This is a genomic window from Gordonia sp. NPDC003422 (assembly GCF_053588675.1).
The window spans coordinates 51,766-68,093 of record NZ_JBSFQL010000023.1 but is presented as its reverse complement, the minus strand read 5'-3'; the positions used below and the strand labels follow the sequence as shown (position 1 = coordinate 68,093).

General features: G+C 65.0%; 18 protein-coding genes. 7 read left to right on the top strand and 11 right to left on the bottom strand.

The features are described 5' to 3' along the window. Positions 1–9 precede the first annotated feature (9 nt). Positions 10–2,157, bottom strand: coding sequence for an RNA polymerase recycling motor ATPase HelR (helR, locus tag ACWDTF_RS18740; protein ID WP_433254988.1), 2,148 nt, complete (start codon positions 2,155–2,157; stop codon positions 10–12). A gap of 123 nt (positions 2,158–2,280) precedes the next feature. Between helR and ACWDTF_RS18735 the strand changes: the two genes are divergently transcribed. Together ACWDTF_RS18735 and ACWDTF_RS18730 are read left to right on the top strand one after the other, a co-directional pair. After that, positions 2,281–2,877, top strand: a complete 597-nt coding sequence (locus ACWDTF_RS18735) for a sulfite oxidase-like oxidoreductase (protein WP_240855727.1) — start codon at positions 2,281–2,283, stop codon at positions 2,875–2,877. Further along, on the top strand, positions 2,874–3,590 hold the full coding sequence (locus ACWDTF_RS18730) for an FAD-binding oxidoreductase (protein WP_449754835.1): 717 nt from the start codon (positions 2,874–2,876) through the stop codon (positions 3,588–3,590). Before ACWDTF_RS18735 ends, ACWDTF_RS18730 begins: the two co-directional genes overlap by 4 nt. 113 nt (positions 3,591–3,703) lie before the next feature. Here the strand turns inward: ACWDTF_RS18730 and ACWDTF_RS18725 are convergent, their stop codons facing one another. Next, positions 3,704–4,117, bottom strand: coding sequence for a MarR family winged helix-turn-helix transcriptional regulator (locus ACWDTF_RS18725; RefSeq protein WP_355275651.1), 414 nt, complete (start codon positions 4,115–4,117; stop codon positions 3,704–3,706). An 88-nt stretch (positions 4,118–4,205) separates the two neighbouring features. On the opposite strand from ACWDTF_RS18725, the gene ACWDTF_RS18720 reads away from it, so the two are divergent. Beyond that, positions 4,206–4,616 carry a hypothetical protein gene (locus ACWDTF_RS18720; RefSeq protein ID WP_240855722.1) on the top strand — a complete coding sequence of 137 codons (411 nt, stop codon included), beginning with the start codon at positions 4,206–4,208 and terminating at the stop codon, positions 4,614–4,616. Positions 4,617–4,654: 38 nt separating this feature from the next. Here ACWDTF_RS18720 and ACWDTF_RS18715 read toward each other — a convergent pair whose 3' ends face one another. Then, complete coding sequence (locus tag ACWDTF_RS18715; RefSeq protein WP_449754834.1) at positions 4,655–5,302, bottom strand: M23 family metallopeptidase; 648 nt, start codon at positions 5,300–5,302, stop codon at positions 4,655–4,657. A gap of 351 nt (positions 5,303–5,653) precedes the next feature. Here ACWDTF_RS18715 and ACWDTF_RS18710 point away from each other — a divergent pair, with 351 nt between their 5' ends. Further along, positions 5,654–6,823 (top strand): alpha-hydroxy-acid oxidizing protein, encoded by a 1,170-nt coding sequence (locus ACWDTF_RS18710; RefSeq protein WP_449754833.1) that lies wholly within the window; start codon positions 5,654–5,656, stop codon positions 6,821–6,823. A gap of 72 nt (positions 6,824–6,895) precedes the next feature. Here ACWDTF_RS18710 and ACWDTF_RS18705 read toward each other — a convergent pair whose 3' ends face one another. After that, positions 6,896–7,516 (bottom strand): malonic semialdehyde reductase, encoded by a 621-nt coding sequence (locus tag ACWDTF_RS18705; protein ID WP_240855718.1) that lies wholly within the window; start codon positions 7,514–7,516, stop codon positions 6,896–6,898. Between the two features lie 93 nt (positions 7,517–7,609). On the opposite strand from ACWDTF_RS18705, the gene ACWDTF_RS18700 reads away from it, so the two are divergent. After that, positions 7,610–7,990 (top strand): winged helix-turn-helix transcriptional regulator, encoded by a 381-nt coding sequence (locus tag ACWDTF_RS18700; protein ID WP_240855716.1) that lies wholly within the window; start codon positions 7,610–7,612, stop codon positions 7,988–7,990. A 387-nt stretch (positions 7,991–8,377) separates the two neighbouring features. Here the strand turns inward: ACWDTF_RS18700 and ACWDTF_RS18695 are convergent, their stop codons facing one another. From ACWDTF_RS18695 to ACWDTF_RS18665, 7 genes are all read right to left on the bottom strand, one after another. After that, positions 8,378–9,874 carry a toll/interleukin-1 receptor domain-containing protein gene (locus ACWDTF_RS18695; protein WP_449754832.1) on the bottom strand — a complete coding sequence of 499 codons (1,497 nt, stop codon included), beginning with the start codon at positions 9,872–9,874 and terminating at the stop codon, positions 8,378–8,380. A gap of 196 nt (positions 9,875–10,070) precedes the next feature. Next, on the bottom strand, positions 10,071–10,592 hold the full coding sequence (locus ACWDTF_RS18690) for a hypothetical protein (RefSeq protein WP_449754831.1): 522 nt from the start codon (positions 10,590–10,592) through the stop codon (positions 10,071–10,073). Positions 10,593–10,723: 131 nt separating this feature from the next. Beyond that, a complete protein-coding gene (locus ACWDTF_RS18685) occupies positions 10,724–11,392 on the bottom strand; it encodes a hypothetical protein (RefSeq protein WP_449754830.1) in 669 nt (222 codons plus the stop codon). Positions 11,393–11,442: 50 nt separating this feature from the next. Continuing rightward, positions 11,443–12,033 (bottom strand): hypothetical protein, encoded by a 591-nt coding sequence (locus ACWDTF_RS18680; protein WP_449754829.1) that lies wholly within the window; start codon positions 12,031–12,033, stop codon positions 11,443–11,445. 58 nt (positions 12,034–12,091) lie between these two features. After that, positions 12,092–12,355, bottom strand: a complete 264-nt coding sequence (locus ACWDTF_RS18675; RefSeq protein WP_449754828.1) for a hypothetical protein — start codon at positions 12,353–12,355, stop codon at positions 12,092–12,094. A 322-nt stretch (positions 12,356–12,677) separates the two neighbouring features. Next, entirely contained in the window at positions 12,678–14,153 is a 1,476-nt protein-coding gene (locus ACWDTF_RS18670; protein WP_449754827.1) for an AAA family ATPase, read from the bottom strand. Between the two features lie 68 nt (positions 14,154–14,221). Beyond that, positions 14,222–14,446: a helix-turn-helix domain-containing protein gene (locus ACWDTF_RS18665; protein WP_449754826.1), complete on the bottom strand. Its 225-nt coding sequence runs from the start codon at positions 14,444–14,446 to the stop codon at positions 14,222–14,224. A 59-nt stretch (positions 14,447–14,505) separates the two neighbouring features. On the opposite strand from ACWDTF_RS18665, the gene ACWDTF_RS18660 reads away from it, so the two are divergent. Beyond that, positions 14,506–15,057 carry a hypothetical protein gene (locus tag ACWDTF_RS18660; protein ID WP_449754825.1) on the top strand — a complete coding sequence of 184 codons (552 nt, stop codon included), beginning with the start codon at positions 14,506–14,508 and terminating at the stop codon, positions 15,055–15,057. Between the two features lie 2 nt (positions 15,058–15,059). Next, positions 15,060–16,301 (top strand): tyrosine-type recombinase/integrase, encoded by a 1,242-nt coding sequence (locus ACWDTF_RS18655; RefSeq protein ID WP_449754824.1) that lies wholly within the window; start codon positions 15,060–15,062, stop codon positions 16,299–16,301. Positions 16,302–16,328 lie beyond the last annotated feature (27 nt).

Genomic DNA, 16,328 nt, shown 5'->3' with positions numbered 1-16,328 from the left:
CATACTCGCTCACCGTGCGATGACCAATTCTGCCGTGGCCCGGGTCATGGCCACATAGGTGTCCACCGATCCGGTGATACCAGAGCCGAAGTCTTCCGGCCGCACCACGATGACCAGGTCGAATTCGAGGCCCTTGACTCGTTCGGGGCTCAGTGACCGGACGCGCGGCCTCTCGTCGAACGTGGCGTCGCCGATGACACATGCCGTCGTGTCGGGATGATCCGCGAGCCACTTGTCCAGGAACCCGTGGAGGTCGACGATCGGAATGTGCCCGACGGGCCGGCCGGATCGGCGTATGGAGGTGGGCACATTGGCGTCGGGGAGGGCGGCGCGGATGATGGGTTCGGCGGTCTCCATGATCTCCGCCGGGGTGCGGTAGTTGACGCTGAGAGGCACGATTCGGACCTCGCCCAGCCCGATGCGGGTGAGGCGTTCTGTCCACGACTCCGAGAACCCTCGCCGAGCCTGTGCGCGGTCGCCGACGACGGTCATGCTCCCGGACGGGCATCGGTCGGTCAGCATGTGCCACTGTGCGTCGGCGAGTTCCTGCGCTTCGTCGACGATGATGTGTGCGAAGGGACCGGCCAACAGGTCGGGATCTGCACGAGGCACTTCGCTCTCGTCGACGAGCGCGTCGCGCAGGTCACCTTGCCGGAGCATCGACATCAAGCCTTCGCCGTCGTCGTACTCTCTCGATGAAATCAAGTGGCTCACCACGTCATCCATTTCTGCCCGCTGGGCGGCCAGTACCTTTGCGCGGCGCCGACGACGCTGCTCGGCCCCGGGGTCGCCGAGGCGGCGACGGGCAGCATCGAGGAGGGGGAGATCCGCGGATGTCCACGCCGCTCCATCGGGGCGTTGGAGTAGCCGGACCTGGTCCTCGGTGAGGTCGGGATCGCACCAGCGCAGGAATGCCGGAACCGTCCACAGATCGCCGACGATGTCGGTGGCGTGCACGATGGGCCAGGAGCGGCTGACCAGGGCAGCCAGGTCCTCGTCGGACTGCAGTGCGGCGCTGACCATTTCACTCGTGATGTCCCCGACAACGGCGCGAATCGAATCCACGGCGATATCGCTCAGCGTCTTCCAGATGTGTTCGCGGGCTTCGTTGTGTGGCGCGTCGCCGGCGGCATCGAAGGCCTCCGACCAGTCGGCGGCCGTGAACGTGACTTCGCCCCAGAGTGTGTCGACCGTGGTCGTCGACGGTGGTTGCTCATAGAACAGCACCGCGCGTTCCACTGCGCGCACCATCGCCAGCGAGCCCTTGAGGTGCGCCACGCCCGGATCGCGTTCTGGCCGAGACTGTTCGCCCTCGGCGACGATGTCGTTCGGTGTGCACAGCCGCACCCCGTCGGTACCGAGATTGGGCAAGACGTCGGCGACGTAGCCCAGATACGGCTCGTGCGGTCCCACCACCAGCACGCCGCCACGGTGCCCGCTCACGCGCTCGTCGGCGTAAAGCAAGTACGCGGCACGATGTAGTGCGACAACGGTTTTGCCCGTTCCGGGACCGCCGTCGACGACGAGTGCGCCCTGCGACGGCGCGCGCACCGCGAGGTCCTGATCTGATGCGATAGTGCCGAGGACATCGCGCATCCGAGGCGAACGTCCGACCGACAGCGTGGCAAGGAACGCGGAATCGTCGTCCGGAGCGACCGGGTGGGTGAGCGGGGCGTCGACCAGGATCTCGTCCCAGAAGTCGACGATGCTGCCCTGCGACCAGCGATACCTACGCCGACTCTCCAGGTCTGCGGGATGAGCCTGCGTCGCTCCGAAATATGGCTCGGCCTCCGGAGTGCGCCAATCGACGAGCAGTACGTCGCCGTCGAAGTCAACGAGACCGACGCGGCCGATGTAGACAATGCTGCCATCGCGACAGACGAAACGCCCGAGGCAGACGTCGCGCTCGTGGCGTCGGAGTACGGCGAGTCTCGAGGTCAGACCGCGGATCTCCAGATCACGATCGGACGCCTCCTGCCATTCGTTGCCCGACAGTGTTCGGCGCAGCTCGTCGAGCCGGGCGGTGAGCGTGCTGACAGAGTGCTCCAGGTGTTGGGCGATACGCGCCATCCATTCGGTGTCAGTGGTGATCAGAGTCGGGTTGGCGTGAGCGGGATGGTCGGCGGCAAGGGTGAAGATGGGGCGGTCGAACGGCATGCAGTCTCTTCCGTGAGGTGGCGGAGTCGACCATGGTGCACCACGATGGGGGCCTTGCCGCAAGCCCCCTACCTCGGTATATGGTGAAAGGGGAAGTGATCGTGAAAGTGGGGGTTGCGCCCGATGGCGATTGTCAATCGAGGTTTTGTCGGCCGTCGGGACCGCGCCGCCGATCGGCTTCCGCCCGGACAATACTCCACCGTCGACTTCCCGGTGCTCTCCGCGGAGCCGACACCTGTTCTGCCCCATGACTCTTGGCGACTGACCATCCAATCGTCCGAGCATCGCGCGCACTCAATGGACTGGGCGGCCTTCAGTGCATTGCCGCATCGGGACCTCACCACCGACATTCACTGCGTGACCCGCTGGTCAAAGTTCGACACCCGTTGGCGTGGTGTGGCTTTCGATGACCTACTGGGAGTTCTGCCCTGGCAGCCCGACGCCTACGTGATGGCGCACTGCTACGGCGGATACACCACCAATGTGCCGTTGGCCGACTTGGTCGACGGCAAGGGATGGCTCGCCGACACCTACGACGGCGAGCCCCTCGCGCCCGAACATGGCGGTCCGGTACGCCTTCTGGTACCGCACCTCTACTTCTGGAAGAGTGCCAAATGGGTTCGGCGCCTTCGGTTCATGCCCCACGATGCGCCAGGTTTCTGGGAGGAACGCGGATACCACATCTACGGCGACCCCTGGCGTGAGCAGCGCTATTCATGACCACCCACTGGCAGGTCACCACGGTGATCGCAGCCGAGCTGCAAACGCCGACCGCCCGCTCCTTCCGATTGGCCTTGAGCGAACCGTTTAAGGCCGACGCGGGTGCACATGTCGACATCCGACTGACCGCCGAGGACGGCTATTCCACCGCGCGTGCCTACTCGCTGTCCGATGTTCGTGAGACCCGCACCATCGAGGTCACTGTCGAGAGGGCCGACGACGGGGAGGTGTCGCCCTACCTTGTCGATGTCGTGGAACGAGGCGACCCTCTGGAGATCAGCGGTCCACACGGAAATTGGTTCACGTGGGACCCGGCCGGCACCGAGCCGGTGCAGTTGATCGGTGGCGGCTCGGGAATCGTGCCGCTGATGTCGATGATTCGTCTCCGCGAGGTCGCCGCGCCGTCGGTGCCGTTCAACCTCGTCTACTCTCTACGAGCCCCGGATCGACGCTACTTCGGTGCCGAGCTCGATCAGCTGTCGTCGCACCACCGGATGCCGATCACGTACTTCCACACCCGGAATGCACCTGACGGTGATCCGCGTCGTCCCGGTCGCGTGACCGCAGATGAACTCACGGCCGTCACCATACCGCCCGAGCGTCAACCGACCGTCTTCATCTGTGGCCCAACGGATTTTGTCGAGCACTGCGCGCGGGCGATGATCGCGGCCGGACACGACGCTGCGCGGATCAGGACCGAACGGTTCGGGTGAACCCCCCCAGCGAGCATCGACCCTCCGATGGCCGAGGTGTGAGGAGCCCTGACGACGAGCCTCGAAGCCCCTGGCGAGAGTCCATTGTCGTCTCAACAGCAGTACTCTTCGGATCAGCCGAGGCGGTCGAGCAACTGTGTCAGGGTCTGTCGTTCGCTCGGAGTCAACGGCGCCAAGAATTCCTCTTGTACCGAGGCGAGGACTGCGGCCAGGCGATCGAGTTCGCGATGCCCGGCAGGGGTCAGGCGGACCAGCATTCGCCTGCCGTCGGTCGAATCCGATTCTCGCGCAATGAAACCCTGCGCTTCGAGGGTCCTGAGTGAATTCGTCACATCGCTGCGATCCAGTCCGGTCGCTCGGCCGATGTCGGCCTGGCTCAGTCGATCTGCCGATTCCAGGGTCGCCATGATGCGGTAGAAGTATGGCCGCGAATCGGCTGCGGAGAACGCCTGCTGGAGGAGGGTGTGAGCGCGAAGGTTCGCGCGACTCATCAGCCACGTGGCCTGGTGCCGGAGACGATCCGTCATATCGTGACCGTACCAGTTCGTTGGCCAGGCCAACGTTATCGGAGTATTGTTGGTGCAACCAACGAATAAAGACGGCGAGGAGAGCGGGATGATCGAGTTCGGGCCCCAGTTGATCGGTCAGGTCGAGAAGACGCTCGGCGCACTACTGGAGTCCGTACTGCGCGACTCCAATATCTCCGAGAGGGAATGGGTCACCTTGCGGATCGCGGCGCAGAACACGAACGGACCCGCCGGCCTGTCCGCGGTCGTCTCAGATCGGGCACGTTTTGCCGATGCCGAGCAGATCATCGGTGGCCTGGCGGAGAAGGGGTTGCTCGATGGCGACGCGCTGACCATGCGCGGCCGGGAGTTCCTCGATCAAACAGGAGCGAGGATCTCCCGGCTGACCGCGCCGATCTGGGGTGGCTTGCCCACCGCAGACGTCGAGGCGGCCACACGCGTGCTCAACGAGGTCCTCGACCGGGGTCGCGTCGTCGCGAGTTCCGCGGAATCGTCGTAGCGACGATTCCGCCCGGGCCGCGTTGGTTGGTCAGCGGGTCACGGGTGGACGTTGCGCTTGTTCAGCCAGACCTGCGGATTGATCTTGTTGCCGCTCTTGTCCCAGACCTCGTAGTGCAGGTGCGGCCCGGTGGACTGGCCACGGTTTCCGACGGTGGCGATCTTCTGGCCGGCGCTGACCTTCTGTCCGGCGTGGACAAAGCTCTTGTCGACATGGCCGAAGACGCCGGTGGTGCCGTCGTCCTGCCGAACGCGGACCCACTGGCCGAAGCCCGACGCCGGACCGGATTCGAGGACGACTCCGTCGGTCACCGCGTAGACCGGGGTCCCGATCTTGTTGGCGATGTCGACTCCGTTGTGGTGGCTGCCCCAGCGTTCGCCGTAGCCCGAGGTGACGGTGCCGCTGGTCGGCGCCACGGCGCGGCCCGGCACGTGCGGGGCAACGCGCAGAGGAAGGAAGTTGCGCGCCAGGTCTTGGATCTGCGGCGGCAGGGTCACGTTTGCCGGCAGCTTGGGCATCGGGGGAGCGGGCTGTGCCGCCGCGTGGGCTGCGCCTCCGATGGTGAGGCCGATCGTGCCCGCGAAGGCTACGACGGCGCCGGTCTTGACCTTGGTGGTCCAGGCGCGGGTGACGGGCTTTGTCGAGTTGTGTGCGTTCAGTTGGTTTCGTGGCACGTCGTTGTCCATTTCGTCTTTTGGTAACAGTTCGGTATCGGCAAGGACACGGCGAGGCTACTCACGGAAAGGTCGGCGAAGCCAGCGAGAAGGGGGTGGACGTGAGGGGGCTCACCCGTCACGCCGCGAGCGACAAATGCCACGATTGGGATGAAATACCAGGTGAAAGGCGGATCAGGCGCTTCACGCGTGCTCGGGCCCGGATTCCCAGAAGTCGACACGCGGGCCCTTGGCGACGGGCGTGCCGGCTTGTCGGGCTCAGCGACCCAGTCGAACGTCGCGTTGTGACCACAGTCACAAGGCTCGGCCCAGACTCGGAGGCTGATCTGGGCGCCCAGGCTTGCGCCACGAGGAGGCACTGACATGACACCCGATTACGGGGCTTTTCAACTCGAGATATACCTGGCCGGCACCCAGGGCCGGCTTCCGAGGTATCCCGTGGATTCGGAGTCCCTGGAACACCGGGCGCAGGAGGTGTTGCCGCCCTGGATCTGGTCCTATGTCGCCGGTGGGTGTGGGAACGAGCGGACGCAGCGGGCAAACGTCGATGCCTTTGAGAAGTGGGGCGTAGTGCCCCGAATGGGTGTGGGGGCGGTCGAACGTGACTTGTCCGTCGAATTGTTCGGCATGACGCTGCCGTCGCCGGTATTCATGGCGCCGATCGGGGTGATCCGGATCTGCTCACAGGACTTCCACGGCGATCTCGCGGTCGCACGCGCCGCCGACCGCACCGGAATCCCGGCCGTGCAGTCCACGCTGTCCATGGACCCGGTCGAGGAGACCGGTGCCGTCCACCAGGAGACGCCGGGCTTCTTTCAGCTGTACATGCCCAGGGATCGTGACCTCGCGCTGAGCTTCATCCGCCGTGCCGAGCAGTCCGGGTACAAGGGAATCGCGGTCACCCTCGACACCTGGACGCCTGGCTGGCGGCCGCGTGACCTCATTACATCCAACTTTCCGCAGCTGCGTGGGATGTGCGTCTCGAACTACTTCACCGATCCCAATTTCCTTGCCAAGCTCGCCAAGAGCCCGGAGGAGGACCTGCCGACTGCGATCCTGACGTGGGCGGCGAACTTCGGGCAGCCGGTCACTTGGGACGACCTCGCCTGGATTCGAGAGGTGACCGATCTCCTCGTCATTCCGAAAGGGGTATGTCACCCCGACGACGTCCGCCGCGCCATTGACGTCGGTGCCGACGCGATCTACTGCTCGAATCATGTTGGGCGCCAGGCGAATGGAGGACTACCCGCCTTGCAGCAATTGCCCGGCGTGGTGGCCGCCGCGGGCGATACGCCGGTCCTGTTCGATTCGGGGGTGCGCAACGGGAGCGACGTCGTCCTCGCGCTGGCGCTCGGGGCCACCGCGGTCGGTCTCGGACGCTCTTATGCATACGCGCTGGCCGTCGGCGGCGAGGACGGGCTGGTGCATCACCTCCGGTCGGTGCTGGCCGAGGCCGATCTCCTGATGGCGATCAACGGCTACCCGACGCTGGCCGACCTGCGCGCCGAGGGTGCCATTCGCCGCGAGATGTAGTCGCCACGGCTCGCGCTCGGTTTCGGGCGCTCGCTCGCGATCTGCGCCGACGTCTATTGCCGTCGGTATGGATCACCCCCAGGCGAGGGCGGTCTCCGCCGGGACGCGCGGCAGTCGGTCAAACCACGGGTTGTCCCCGGGGTGTCCGATGGTGACAACCAGATGGCTCTTCCACGTCGTGCCGGCGAAGAACTCCGCGTCGACACCAGCGCGGTCGAATCCGCCCATCGGGCCGGCAGCGAGCCCTTGTGCGCGGACCGCCATGAGGAACACACCGGACTGCAGAGCGGCGTTGTACTCGGCCATGTCCTTGACGACGTCCTCCGGCATCGAGGAGAAGTGCTGGAAGTACATCTCGGCACGATCCGGGAATGTCGTTGGGAACTGTTCGTAGAAGCGTCCGTCGTAGGCCAGGATGGCCAGCGCGGGGGCGGCGAGAACCTTGTCGCCGTTGGTCTCCATCATGTGCGGCGCCAGTCGTTCGCGCCCGCCCTGGGTTCGGATGAACAACGCGCGCAGGGGCTGCGCGTTGGCGCCCGACGGAGACCACCGGGCGAGATCCCAGATGCCCTGCAACTCGTCGTCGGAGACGGGGATGTCGGCAAACGAATTGGCGGTTCGCGCTTCGGTGAACAGCAGCGATCGGCCGCGCTCGTCCAGCTGTTCGAGGTCATACCCAAGATCTACACTCATCGATTTACTCCTATAATCAGTGTGGCTCTTCAATTTGATGGTACTACTAATCTAGTAGTTAAGTCCAAACCGAGAGTTGCTAAGATCGGACCCATGCCTACTCGTCGCGCTGCATCGGTGGCATCGTCGACGGATGGTCAGCCCCCCGCCTGTGATGCGACGCTGACCCGGGCGTTCACCTTTCTGGGCAAACGCTGGAACGGACTTCTGCTGGGCACGTTGATGCACGGGCCGGCAGGTTTTGCCGAGCTCAAGCGCGGACTGGGCATCAGCGATTCGATGCTGTCGGACCGACTCAACGAACTGACGAGAGCAAATCTCGTCGAGCGCAAGGTGGACCCCGGACCTCCAGTCGCCGTGACCTACGCGCTCACCGACGACGGACTGGCGATCTCACCCGTTTTCGAGGCGCTGGTCAAGTGGGCCCACAGTCATCTTCCCGCGGAACAGTGCGTCGGCCACGCCGACGGCTGACCGGAGAACTCCCACCCGCGCACCAGAAGGATTGCGCAAGCGGGATATTCGTGAGCGACCGACGGTTCTCGCTTACCTCCGCGGCATCGCGGAAGCCAGGTTGACGCCGATGACCCGGCATTTCATGTTGTCGGGTGGCGAGCAGAAAACCCCGCTGAACAGGGGTTTCATGGTGCCCTCGGTGAGACTCGAACTCTAATGCAGAGGCGCAGCGACCTCGTCACTCCGGCGAGAACCACTGCGTCTCTGCTGTTTTCACGTCAAGCGAGTTCAACGCACGTCAACGAGTCTCAGCGCAGCCTGTAGTCAAACGGTAGTCAGACGGTCGTCAATCGAACGCGTGGTCGAGGTCCACAGTTTCGGAGCACGAAGGAGTCGATATCACGCTCACCAGCGTCGGCCCCGGACCTCGTCATACGATTCTTTGTAGGTCTCGATCGCTCTGATCGCGGCGTCAGAACTGCCATCGAAGAGCTTTGCGCGCAGTGGTCCCCAATCCGCACCTTCAGACTGGGCCTCATCGAGCATGTCATCGAGGGGGCTTCGTGACCCGCGCAGCCGCCAAGTAGATCGGCCATACCATGAAGCCCGGCTCAGGTACCGATCGTGCTTCTCGGACATGGCGATGTTCTCGAACTGCTCCAGGGCGCCCAGGAAGCATTCGGCTCGGTCGAAAGCGTCGGCATACTCGGTCTCGTCCGAAAACTGGTGCTCGAAGATGGGCTTCAAGCTGCGGAACATCCAGTCGGAGACCGGGGTGTGCAATTTGACCTTGCGGCTGGCCTCAACAGCTGCGGGGATTCCCGCATCGGGCTCGCTACTTGCGTGGGCGAGCACATGCGCGACTATGTCGCTCGTCTCGAAGGGGCGATACTGGGCAATCACGTCAACGAGGGACCGACGATCTGAGTAGCCATTGATGCTGATCCGTGGCCCGATGAGAAGCGATCTCAGATTGGACCACCGCTCTGCGGCTACAGCAGCGACAGCAACAGTCTCGGCGAGACAAAGCGCTGGTAGCCGACGGAGGTGGATTGGGGTGGTTAGTCCGCCCTCTGGCTTCTCTCCGAAGGACGCGATACTCCGCATCGCCGAGACCCAAGGAGTCAAAGCATCGGAATCGGCGTATCTCGCCGCAACTTGCAGCGACCAGCACAATGGTTCAACGAGCCCCCAAGTGCGTTGTGCCTGACCGACGAATTCGATGAGTAAGGCCTCGCTATCACCCGTGCTTCCCGTGATTGGGAACTTTTCGGTGTCCGACAACTCGGCGAGTACGCGCCGAGTCTCCTGATTGACGATGTCGTCGAGCTCGATTCGACGTGACGGGTCGAGCAAGAGATTCTTGGTGAGTTCCTGAAACCGACGTGGTCGTTCTTGCGACGACGCCCTCGCTATCGCCTCACGTGCGTCAGTGACAGCGCTATCTGGTTTCCCAAGAAGCCCGTTGATCTGCTGGATGAGCGCAACAAGATGGGGACCATAGTTGCCGCCGAACAGGTCGGAGCGGTTGTAGTCATTGATGGATCGACCCGCGCCGAGGTCCCAATATGGGATCTCCACTTCATCGAACCTGATGGGTAGCAGCCACGGTCGATCTGGCGGACGCAGCCGGAACTCCTCGGCAGCGAGCGTGAGTTCCTCGTTCATGTACGACTTGTCTTTTGCAACCGAGTTCTCAGAGAAGCAGGCAAGGAAGACGAGTGCCCCCGATTGGATCGCCTCGCGAATCTTCTGCCTCCACGCGTCACCAGGTGCAAGCGAGGTCCGGTCACGCCAGTACGGAATTCCTGCGCTCTCCAATGAGCTGCAGAGGTTGTCTACGCGATCGCTGTCTTCGCGAACGTATGAGATGAAGACGTGTTTGGTTTTGTCAGAGGCCACGGCAGCAGATCGTATCGAGGACGTCGGACAACGCCTGCCAGGACACGGCGATGCAGACATGGCACCGCCCCGGTCCAGTTGAACGAGAATGGCCTCTCGCTCGGGCGGCGGACCGGGGCGGCAGTGAGTCGGGAGACCCGTCAACGGAGGTCACCGCGCCAACCCATGACGCGCACCATGCGCGTCGACGCCGACGCTACCCGCTGAGTCGGGGCGTGATCGTGAACGCGCCCGGGGTCGATCCCATGCGGATGCTCGCGAGGTGCGCTGCCCGCAGCTCAGGATCGGTCGGCAGGCACAGCGCGGCGTCGACGCGGGCGGCGTCGATCTCCAACGTCAGGAACATGACGTGCGCGAGTGAGAGCGTCGAGGCCCACGACCTTTCGATCAGCGGCTCGACGTGGCGCGGCAGGCCATCGACCGACGCGGTGAGCACAGCAGCGTCGGAGGCGTGGGTGCGCAGCACCGCGCGGATGTGCCGCAGGTCCAGGCGCGGACCGTACCGCCACCGTGCCTCGGCATACGCTCCCGCGTAGGTCACGGCGTCGCGGTGCTCGTCGGGCAGGGTCGCGTACTCGCAATGGCCAAGGGAAGCCGGATCGCGAGGTGTCAGCCGTGCGTGGGTTATCTCGCCGCCCAGCAGCGTTGCGACGACGGCATGGGCAGATTCGTGGATAGCGGTCGCGAACCGGTCGCGGGTCCGCTTGTCGACCTTCATGGGTGTGCAGTCCTCTCGTTGGAGATGTTCGACGACGTTCGGGGCGGGGCGGTCCGTAACCAGGCCCCCGCCCCGAACGCCGATATGGTGAGGAGCGGAACTCCCATCACGCGCCCACCATCGCCGGTTGGTCAGTGGGGGATGCCCAGATCGTCGAGCACCTGACGCGCGGCGTCGGCATCGTCGGGCGCGCTGGGGGTCGAGTCGCCGCGTGCGTTCTCGAACTGGCTGATCTTGCGCCCGAGACTCATTGCTGCAGAATCAATCTCCCTCAACACAGCTTCGAGGCGTTCACTCACCGACAGCAGACCCCGCAGAGTGCCCGGGGGTCGGGCGTTCCCGAGGTAGTCGGCCAGGGGCGCGGTGAAGGCGTCGGCGTACTCGACGAGCACCGCCGCCCATTCACCGCCGATGACGTCCTCACGTTCGATGTGGGGCTCGACGGGCCGCTGGGCGACCGTGACCAGTGCCTTCTCTGCCTGGGCGCGTGCCGACACCGGAAGGTGTGCAGTACGGCGATGGGCATCCCGTTCGATGAGCAGCGTGGCGATAGTCGACACCGCACCACACACCGCGTTGACGACGTCCTCGACGCCATGCTTGAAGGCCAGGGGTCGGGGCTGGGCGGCGACTCGCTGAGCAAGCGGGGACACGATGGCGTCGACCTCATCGGCGAGACTGAACGCGCCACCGTACACGTGCGTGAGGCGCTTGCGGCGGCGGTTCCGAAGCTCGTCCTGGGTGTATTCGGGCGGGGGCGTGAAGGCGTACTCGCGTCGGGTTCGGTAGCTGGTGCTCATGGGGATAAGACCTCTCAGTTGTGTTGTTATCCGTTGGGTGACAGTCGATCTCACGGGTTGCACCACTCCTCAGGCGTCGGGCAGGGGTGCATGTCGTCGCTCAGCGCCACGCTCCCGGGATAGAACCGCTCGCGGGTGTCGTCACCCTCGGGCAGTGCGGAAAGGCCGGGAGCGTTGAGGAGAGCGGTGGACAACCCGGGAAGTCCCTCCAACGCCTGGCGAAGGGTGCGCGGGTCGAGCACGCTGAGGATTTCGGCCATGCGCGTGGCGAACTCGGTATCACTGACGGGCGGGTTGATCTCGACCTGCTGGGGCGCGTCGAGTCCGAACAACTTCGAGATGCGGTCGTGGGTTCGCAGCACGACGTTGGCCGCGTTGACGTCACCCGACACGGCGGCGGCGATGTGTCCGCGCATGACCAGTTCCAGCCGACGCCGCTCCACCTCGCGGTAGGTCTCGACGCTTTCGGCCTCCTGGCGGGACAGCAGGCGGTTCACGGCGTGTCGGGGTCCCGACTCGTCGGTGTAGCCCACGCGCTCGGCAATCTCGGACCACTGCAGGCCCGCCGTGCGCAGCTTGAGGGCTTCATGGGCGCGCTCGCGCTCGGCGGCGTCGGGGGCGTTCTGGCGGGGGTTGCTCACGGCGTTGTCTCCTTGGTCGAGCTACGGACGGGCTTGATCGGATCGGGACGCGGCGCGCTCATGCGAGCACCAAGGCGCTGCTACCTGCTGCCCGATACGCCGCTCGGCTGAACGAGTCGGCGCGGGCGATGTAGTTACGGCCTCGGACCTTCACGGTCTCGACGTCGCCGTGTTCGACGAGCGCGCCGAGTGCGGTCAGGCGCAGCCAGAACCCGGCAGGCAGGGTGTCGCGGATGCGTGCCCACGGCACCATCTCGCCCTCGGGGTAGGACTGCAGTGCGTCCAGGATCATCTGCTCGACGCTGCTGTGGTTCTCGATCATCTGGGGTCTCCTCGTTGTGTTGGTGGTCGGTGTTGTCGTTCGCACTGCTCCCGCCGAGGCCCACGGGTGCGGTGTCAAGTCGGTGTCATGTTTTTGTCAGGATTTCGTCATCATCTGCGGGTCACGCGGCTTCTACGCAGCTCCCACCGCCTCCCCGTAGATGCGGGGTCGGGTCGACTTCGTGGAGTAACGAGCTGGACCCCTCTCCACCCCGTCAGGTCGGACGTCCAGCTCAGCTCGTCCCTATAGACGAGCTGACGAGCTGGACTGAGCACTTCGTTAGTTCGTTCTAACGAGCTGTGACGAGCTGACGAACTGGCCATCATTCGACCTCCTGCGCAATCGTGAAGGTGTCGGCCCCGGGGTGCAGGAAATGCGCCCCGCGAGAACCTGTCTCGACCCTCGCCGCGTTGCTCGCGAGCGCCGACTTGATGGCGGCGCGAGCTGTGTTCTGCGAGATGCCATCACCGCGCAGACGTTCCTCGGCGGCGTTCTTTGACAGGGTTCCCGGGGACTCGTGGATGAGTGCGAGGAGCTTTTCGACGGCCTCATTGGTGACCGACTCGCGGCGGTTGCCATCGGCGTAGCTGAGTCGGCGTGAAGCTGTGTCGAACGAGAGGCGACCCTCGGGCAGCGACACATCGCGACCGAGCGCGGAGAAGTACCGGGGCCGTGTGCCATCGTCGTCTGTCTCGTCTCCATCGCGGACGATCTTCCACATGGCGTCGTTCCAGTCGAGCAGGCGCGAGTCACCGCGTGCGCGCTCGTTCTGGTGACCCATGTGCGTGACCACCATGCCCTCGTCTGCGCCGATCTCGGCCAGCAGTTCATCGAAGGCGACGAGCACGCGGCCCGCGTCCTTGTCCTCTGACAGGCCCTGAGCGTCGAGAATGGGACGAAGGCAGTCGAGTATCACGACGTCGGCATCTGCGAGCTGTGCCGCCCACTCCGACCGTGTTGCCGCGCTGAGAATGTCGAACGACGACACAGCACCGCGCAGCGGCAGGACGGTCACCGCGTCGGTGTTGACGATCCGCTGGTCGCGCAGCCATCGGCGCAGCGTGCGGGGGTCGAGTTCGGTGTCGATCAGTGCGACTCGCTGGACCGGCGCGGTGTCGAACTTGTCGAGGAACTTGCCCCCGTCGACGAGCGTGCGGATGACGTTGCCGACCATCGTCGACTTCCCGGCCTTGAATTGCGCGGCCAGCAGGATGCGGCCACCTGTCGGCCACACGTCGCCGATCCGGTAGGTGGCGTCCTCGTCGGGTTGGGCCAACAGATCGCTCAGGCTGAGCGCACAAGGCCGCTCGACTGAGGTGTTGTGCTGGTTGACGATTCGGCGGGCCTCGTCGTCGATCCGCTTCACGGTCGCACGTCGTACCGCCTCGGCGCGCTGCTTGAGGCTCGCAATCTCGTTGTCGCTCAGCGGAACCAGGGCGCACAGCTCCGCATCGGTGGCGTCGACGTTCACAGCGTCGGCCCCGGTGAACATGAGCGTCGGCGCGGCCTTCACCGGGTCGCGTCGAGCGTCGCGACGGCGGAGATTCGCGGCGAGGTCGTACTGCCACCCGACCTGGGGATCGTTGAGCAGTGCGACGTCGTACCTATGTCCGCGCCAGCGATCCTGTCGACGCTTCAAGGCATCCGCTGCGCAGTCGTCCTCGTGCTCGCGCTTGGGTAGCTTGCCATGGTCAAACGGGTTGTAGTCGGGGTGGTCCCGAGGCAGGTCGGCACCGTAAACGCGCCGGGTTTCTGCACTAGACTGGGCGGTGGGCTCGTCGCCCTTGGTGGTCGTCATGTCGACCTTTCTGCAGCGCCCCGGCTCCTCGATCTCCCGGGGCGCTGCTCCATGTAAACGGTTGCGCGTCAGCGATTTTCGCCGGGAGTCTCGACGTGCGCGTCGATGTAGGCGCGGACGTCGGAGGCGCGGTATCGCACGCGGCGTCCGATCTTGACGTAGGGCAGGCCCCGTCCGAGATACCGCTCCGTGCTGAGCGTCCCCTCCGTGGTGTTGAGGTAGCTCGCGGTCTGCTTCGGGGTCCAGAGTTCTTCGGGTGCTGCGGGTGAGCGGCGGGTGTCTGTTGCTGTCATGCGAACTACATTGCTCGGCAATGAGGACAATTGCTAGGGCAAAGTGTCATACTGTTTACGTGAGCACCACTTACAACACAGAACCCATCAAGGGAGACGTCGAGAGCGTCACCCGCAACGACGACGGATTGATCGAGGTCAGGCTCGTCGGCCACGCGCACCGCTACCAGGTGCGAGTCACGACACAGCAGGGCAGCGCGCCGCGTCTCGTCGAGTTGCGCATGGTCTCGCCCGACGATGCCGCCGAGATTGACCCGATGAACGTCCGACAGATTCCCGTGCGCCGACTCGCTGCGGCTGCGGCCAAGTTCGAGGCGCGCGGGGATGGCCTCATCACGACGATTGCCGAGGTCAACGACCCGACGCTGGACCTGCGCCCCGAACGGTCGACGGGAGGCAGGGGGAACAAGCTCGACGACGACCATTACCGGCAGGTGGCGGGACTGCTCATTGCGGCGCTGGAAGTCGGCGAGTCACCGCGCGAGTACGTCGGGCGTGAGCTGCACGCCTCGAAGCCCACCGTCGACAAGTGGATCAGGGAGGCCAAGCGCCGGGGGTTCCTCGCGCGCGACTGGTACAAGGCCGACAGCAGCGACAACGGAGGGCAGTAGATATGGCCAGCATCAAGAAGTACGCGACCGCCAAGGGCGACCGTTGGCGCGTGCAGTACCGGACGCCGGATCGCCGCCTGACGACTCGACGGGGGTTCCTGACCAAGCGCGACGCCGAGAACTTCGCGGCCACCACGCACGTCTCGAAGTTGCGTGGCGAGTACGTCGACCCCGCCGATTCTCGGGTGACCATCGGGGAGCTGGGTCCCGACTGGCTCGCGCGGCGTGCTCACCTCAAGCCCAGTTCACGCCACGTCGAGGAGATCGCGTGGCGCATCCACGTCGAACCCAAGTGGGGCCGGGTCAAGATCGCCGACGTCCGTAACAGTGCAGTGCAGTCGTGGGTGGTCGACATGGGCCGCATGGTCACCGACAGGGAGGGCAAGGTCACGAAGAAGGGCAGCGGGGCCGTCACGATCCGTCGTGCTCTCGACGTACTCGCCGGGATCCTCGATGAGGCCGTGCGAGACCGTCGACTCGTCATGAACCCGGCGCGGGGCGTCAAGCTGCCCCGCAAGGAGGCCCGAGAGCACAGCTACCTCACCGAGGCGCAGCTCTGGCAGCTCTCGGAGGCGGCGTCGGATGGCCGCGCGGGAGACGACAAGGCCGTGATCCTGCTGCTACTGGGCTACTGCGGCCTGCGGTGGGGGGAGCTGGCGGGTCTGCACGTTGCGGACGTCGACATGCTCAGCCGACGCCTGCACGTGCGTCGGAACGCGGTCAACGTCGGTGGTGAAATCATCGTCGGCACGCCCAAGACCCACGAACGGCGGACTATCCACTTCCCCAAGTTCCTCGTCGAGCCGCTGAGCGTCGTCTGTCAGGGCAAGGGCCGCGATGACATCGTGTTCCCGGCAGCGCGCGGCGGATATGCGAAGTCACCCGGGGCCAACACGTGGTTCAGCGGTGCGGTCGCTCGCTGCCAGACCGCTGCAGACGAGGCCCGGGCCAAGGAGCGCAAGGCGTCGCCCGACGTCGAGCTGACGACGCCCGAGTTCCCCAGGGTGACGCCCCACGACCTGCGCCACACTGCTGCCTCGCTCGCGGTCTCGGTCGGCGCGAACGTGAAGGTGGTGCAGAGGATGCTGGGCCACAAGTCGGCCACGATGACGCTGGATACCTACGCCGACCTGTTCGACCGCGATGCCGAGTCGGTCGCCGACGCTCACGACGAGCGTCAGACGTCGGTAATCGCGACGAATGTAGTCAAAATGTCGTCAAAGGCGTCAGGCGGGGGAGCCTGAGCGCTCCCGGTAAGCCGTTGACCAGCA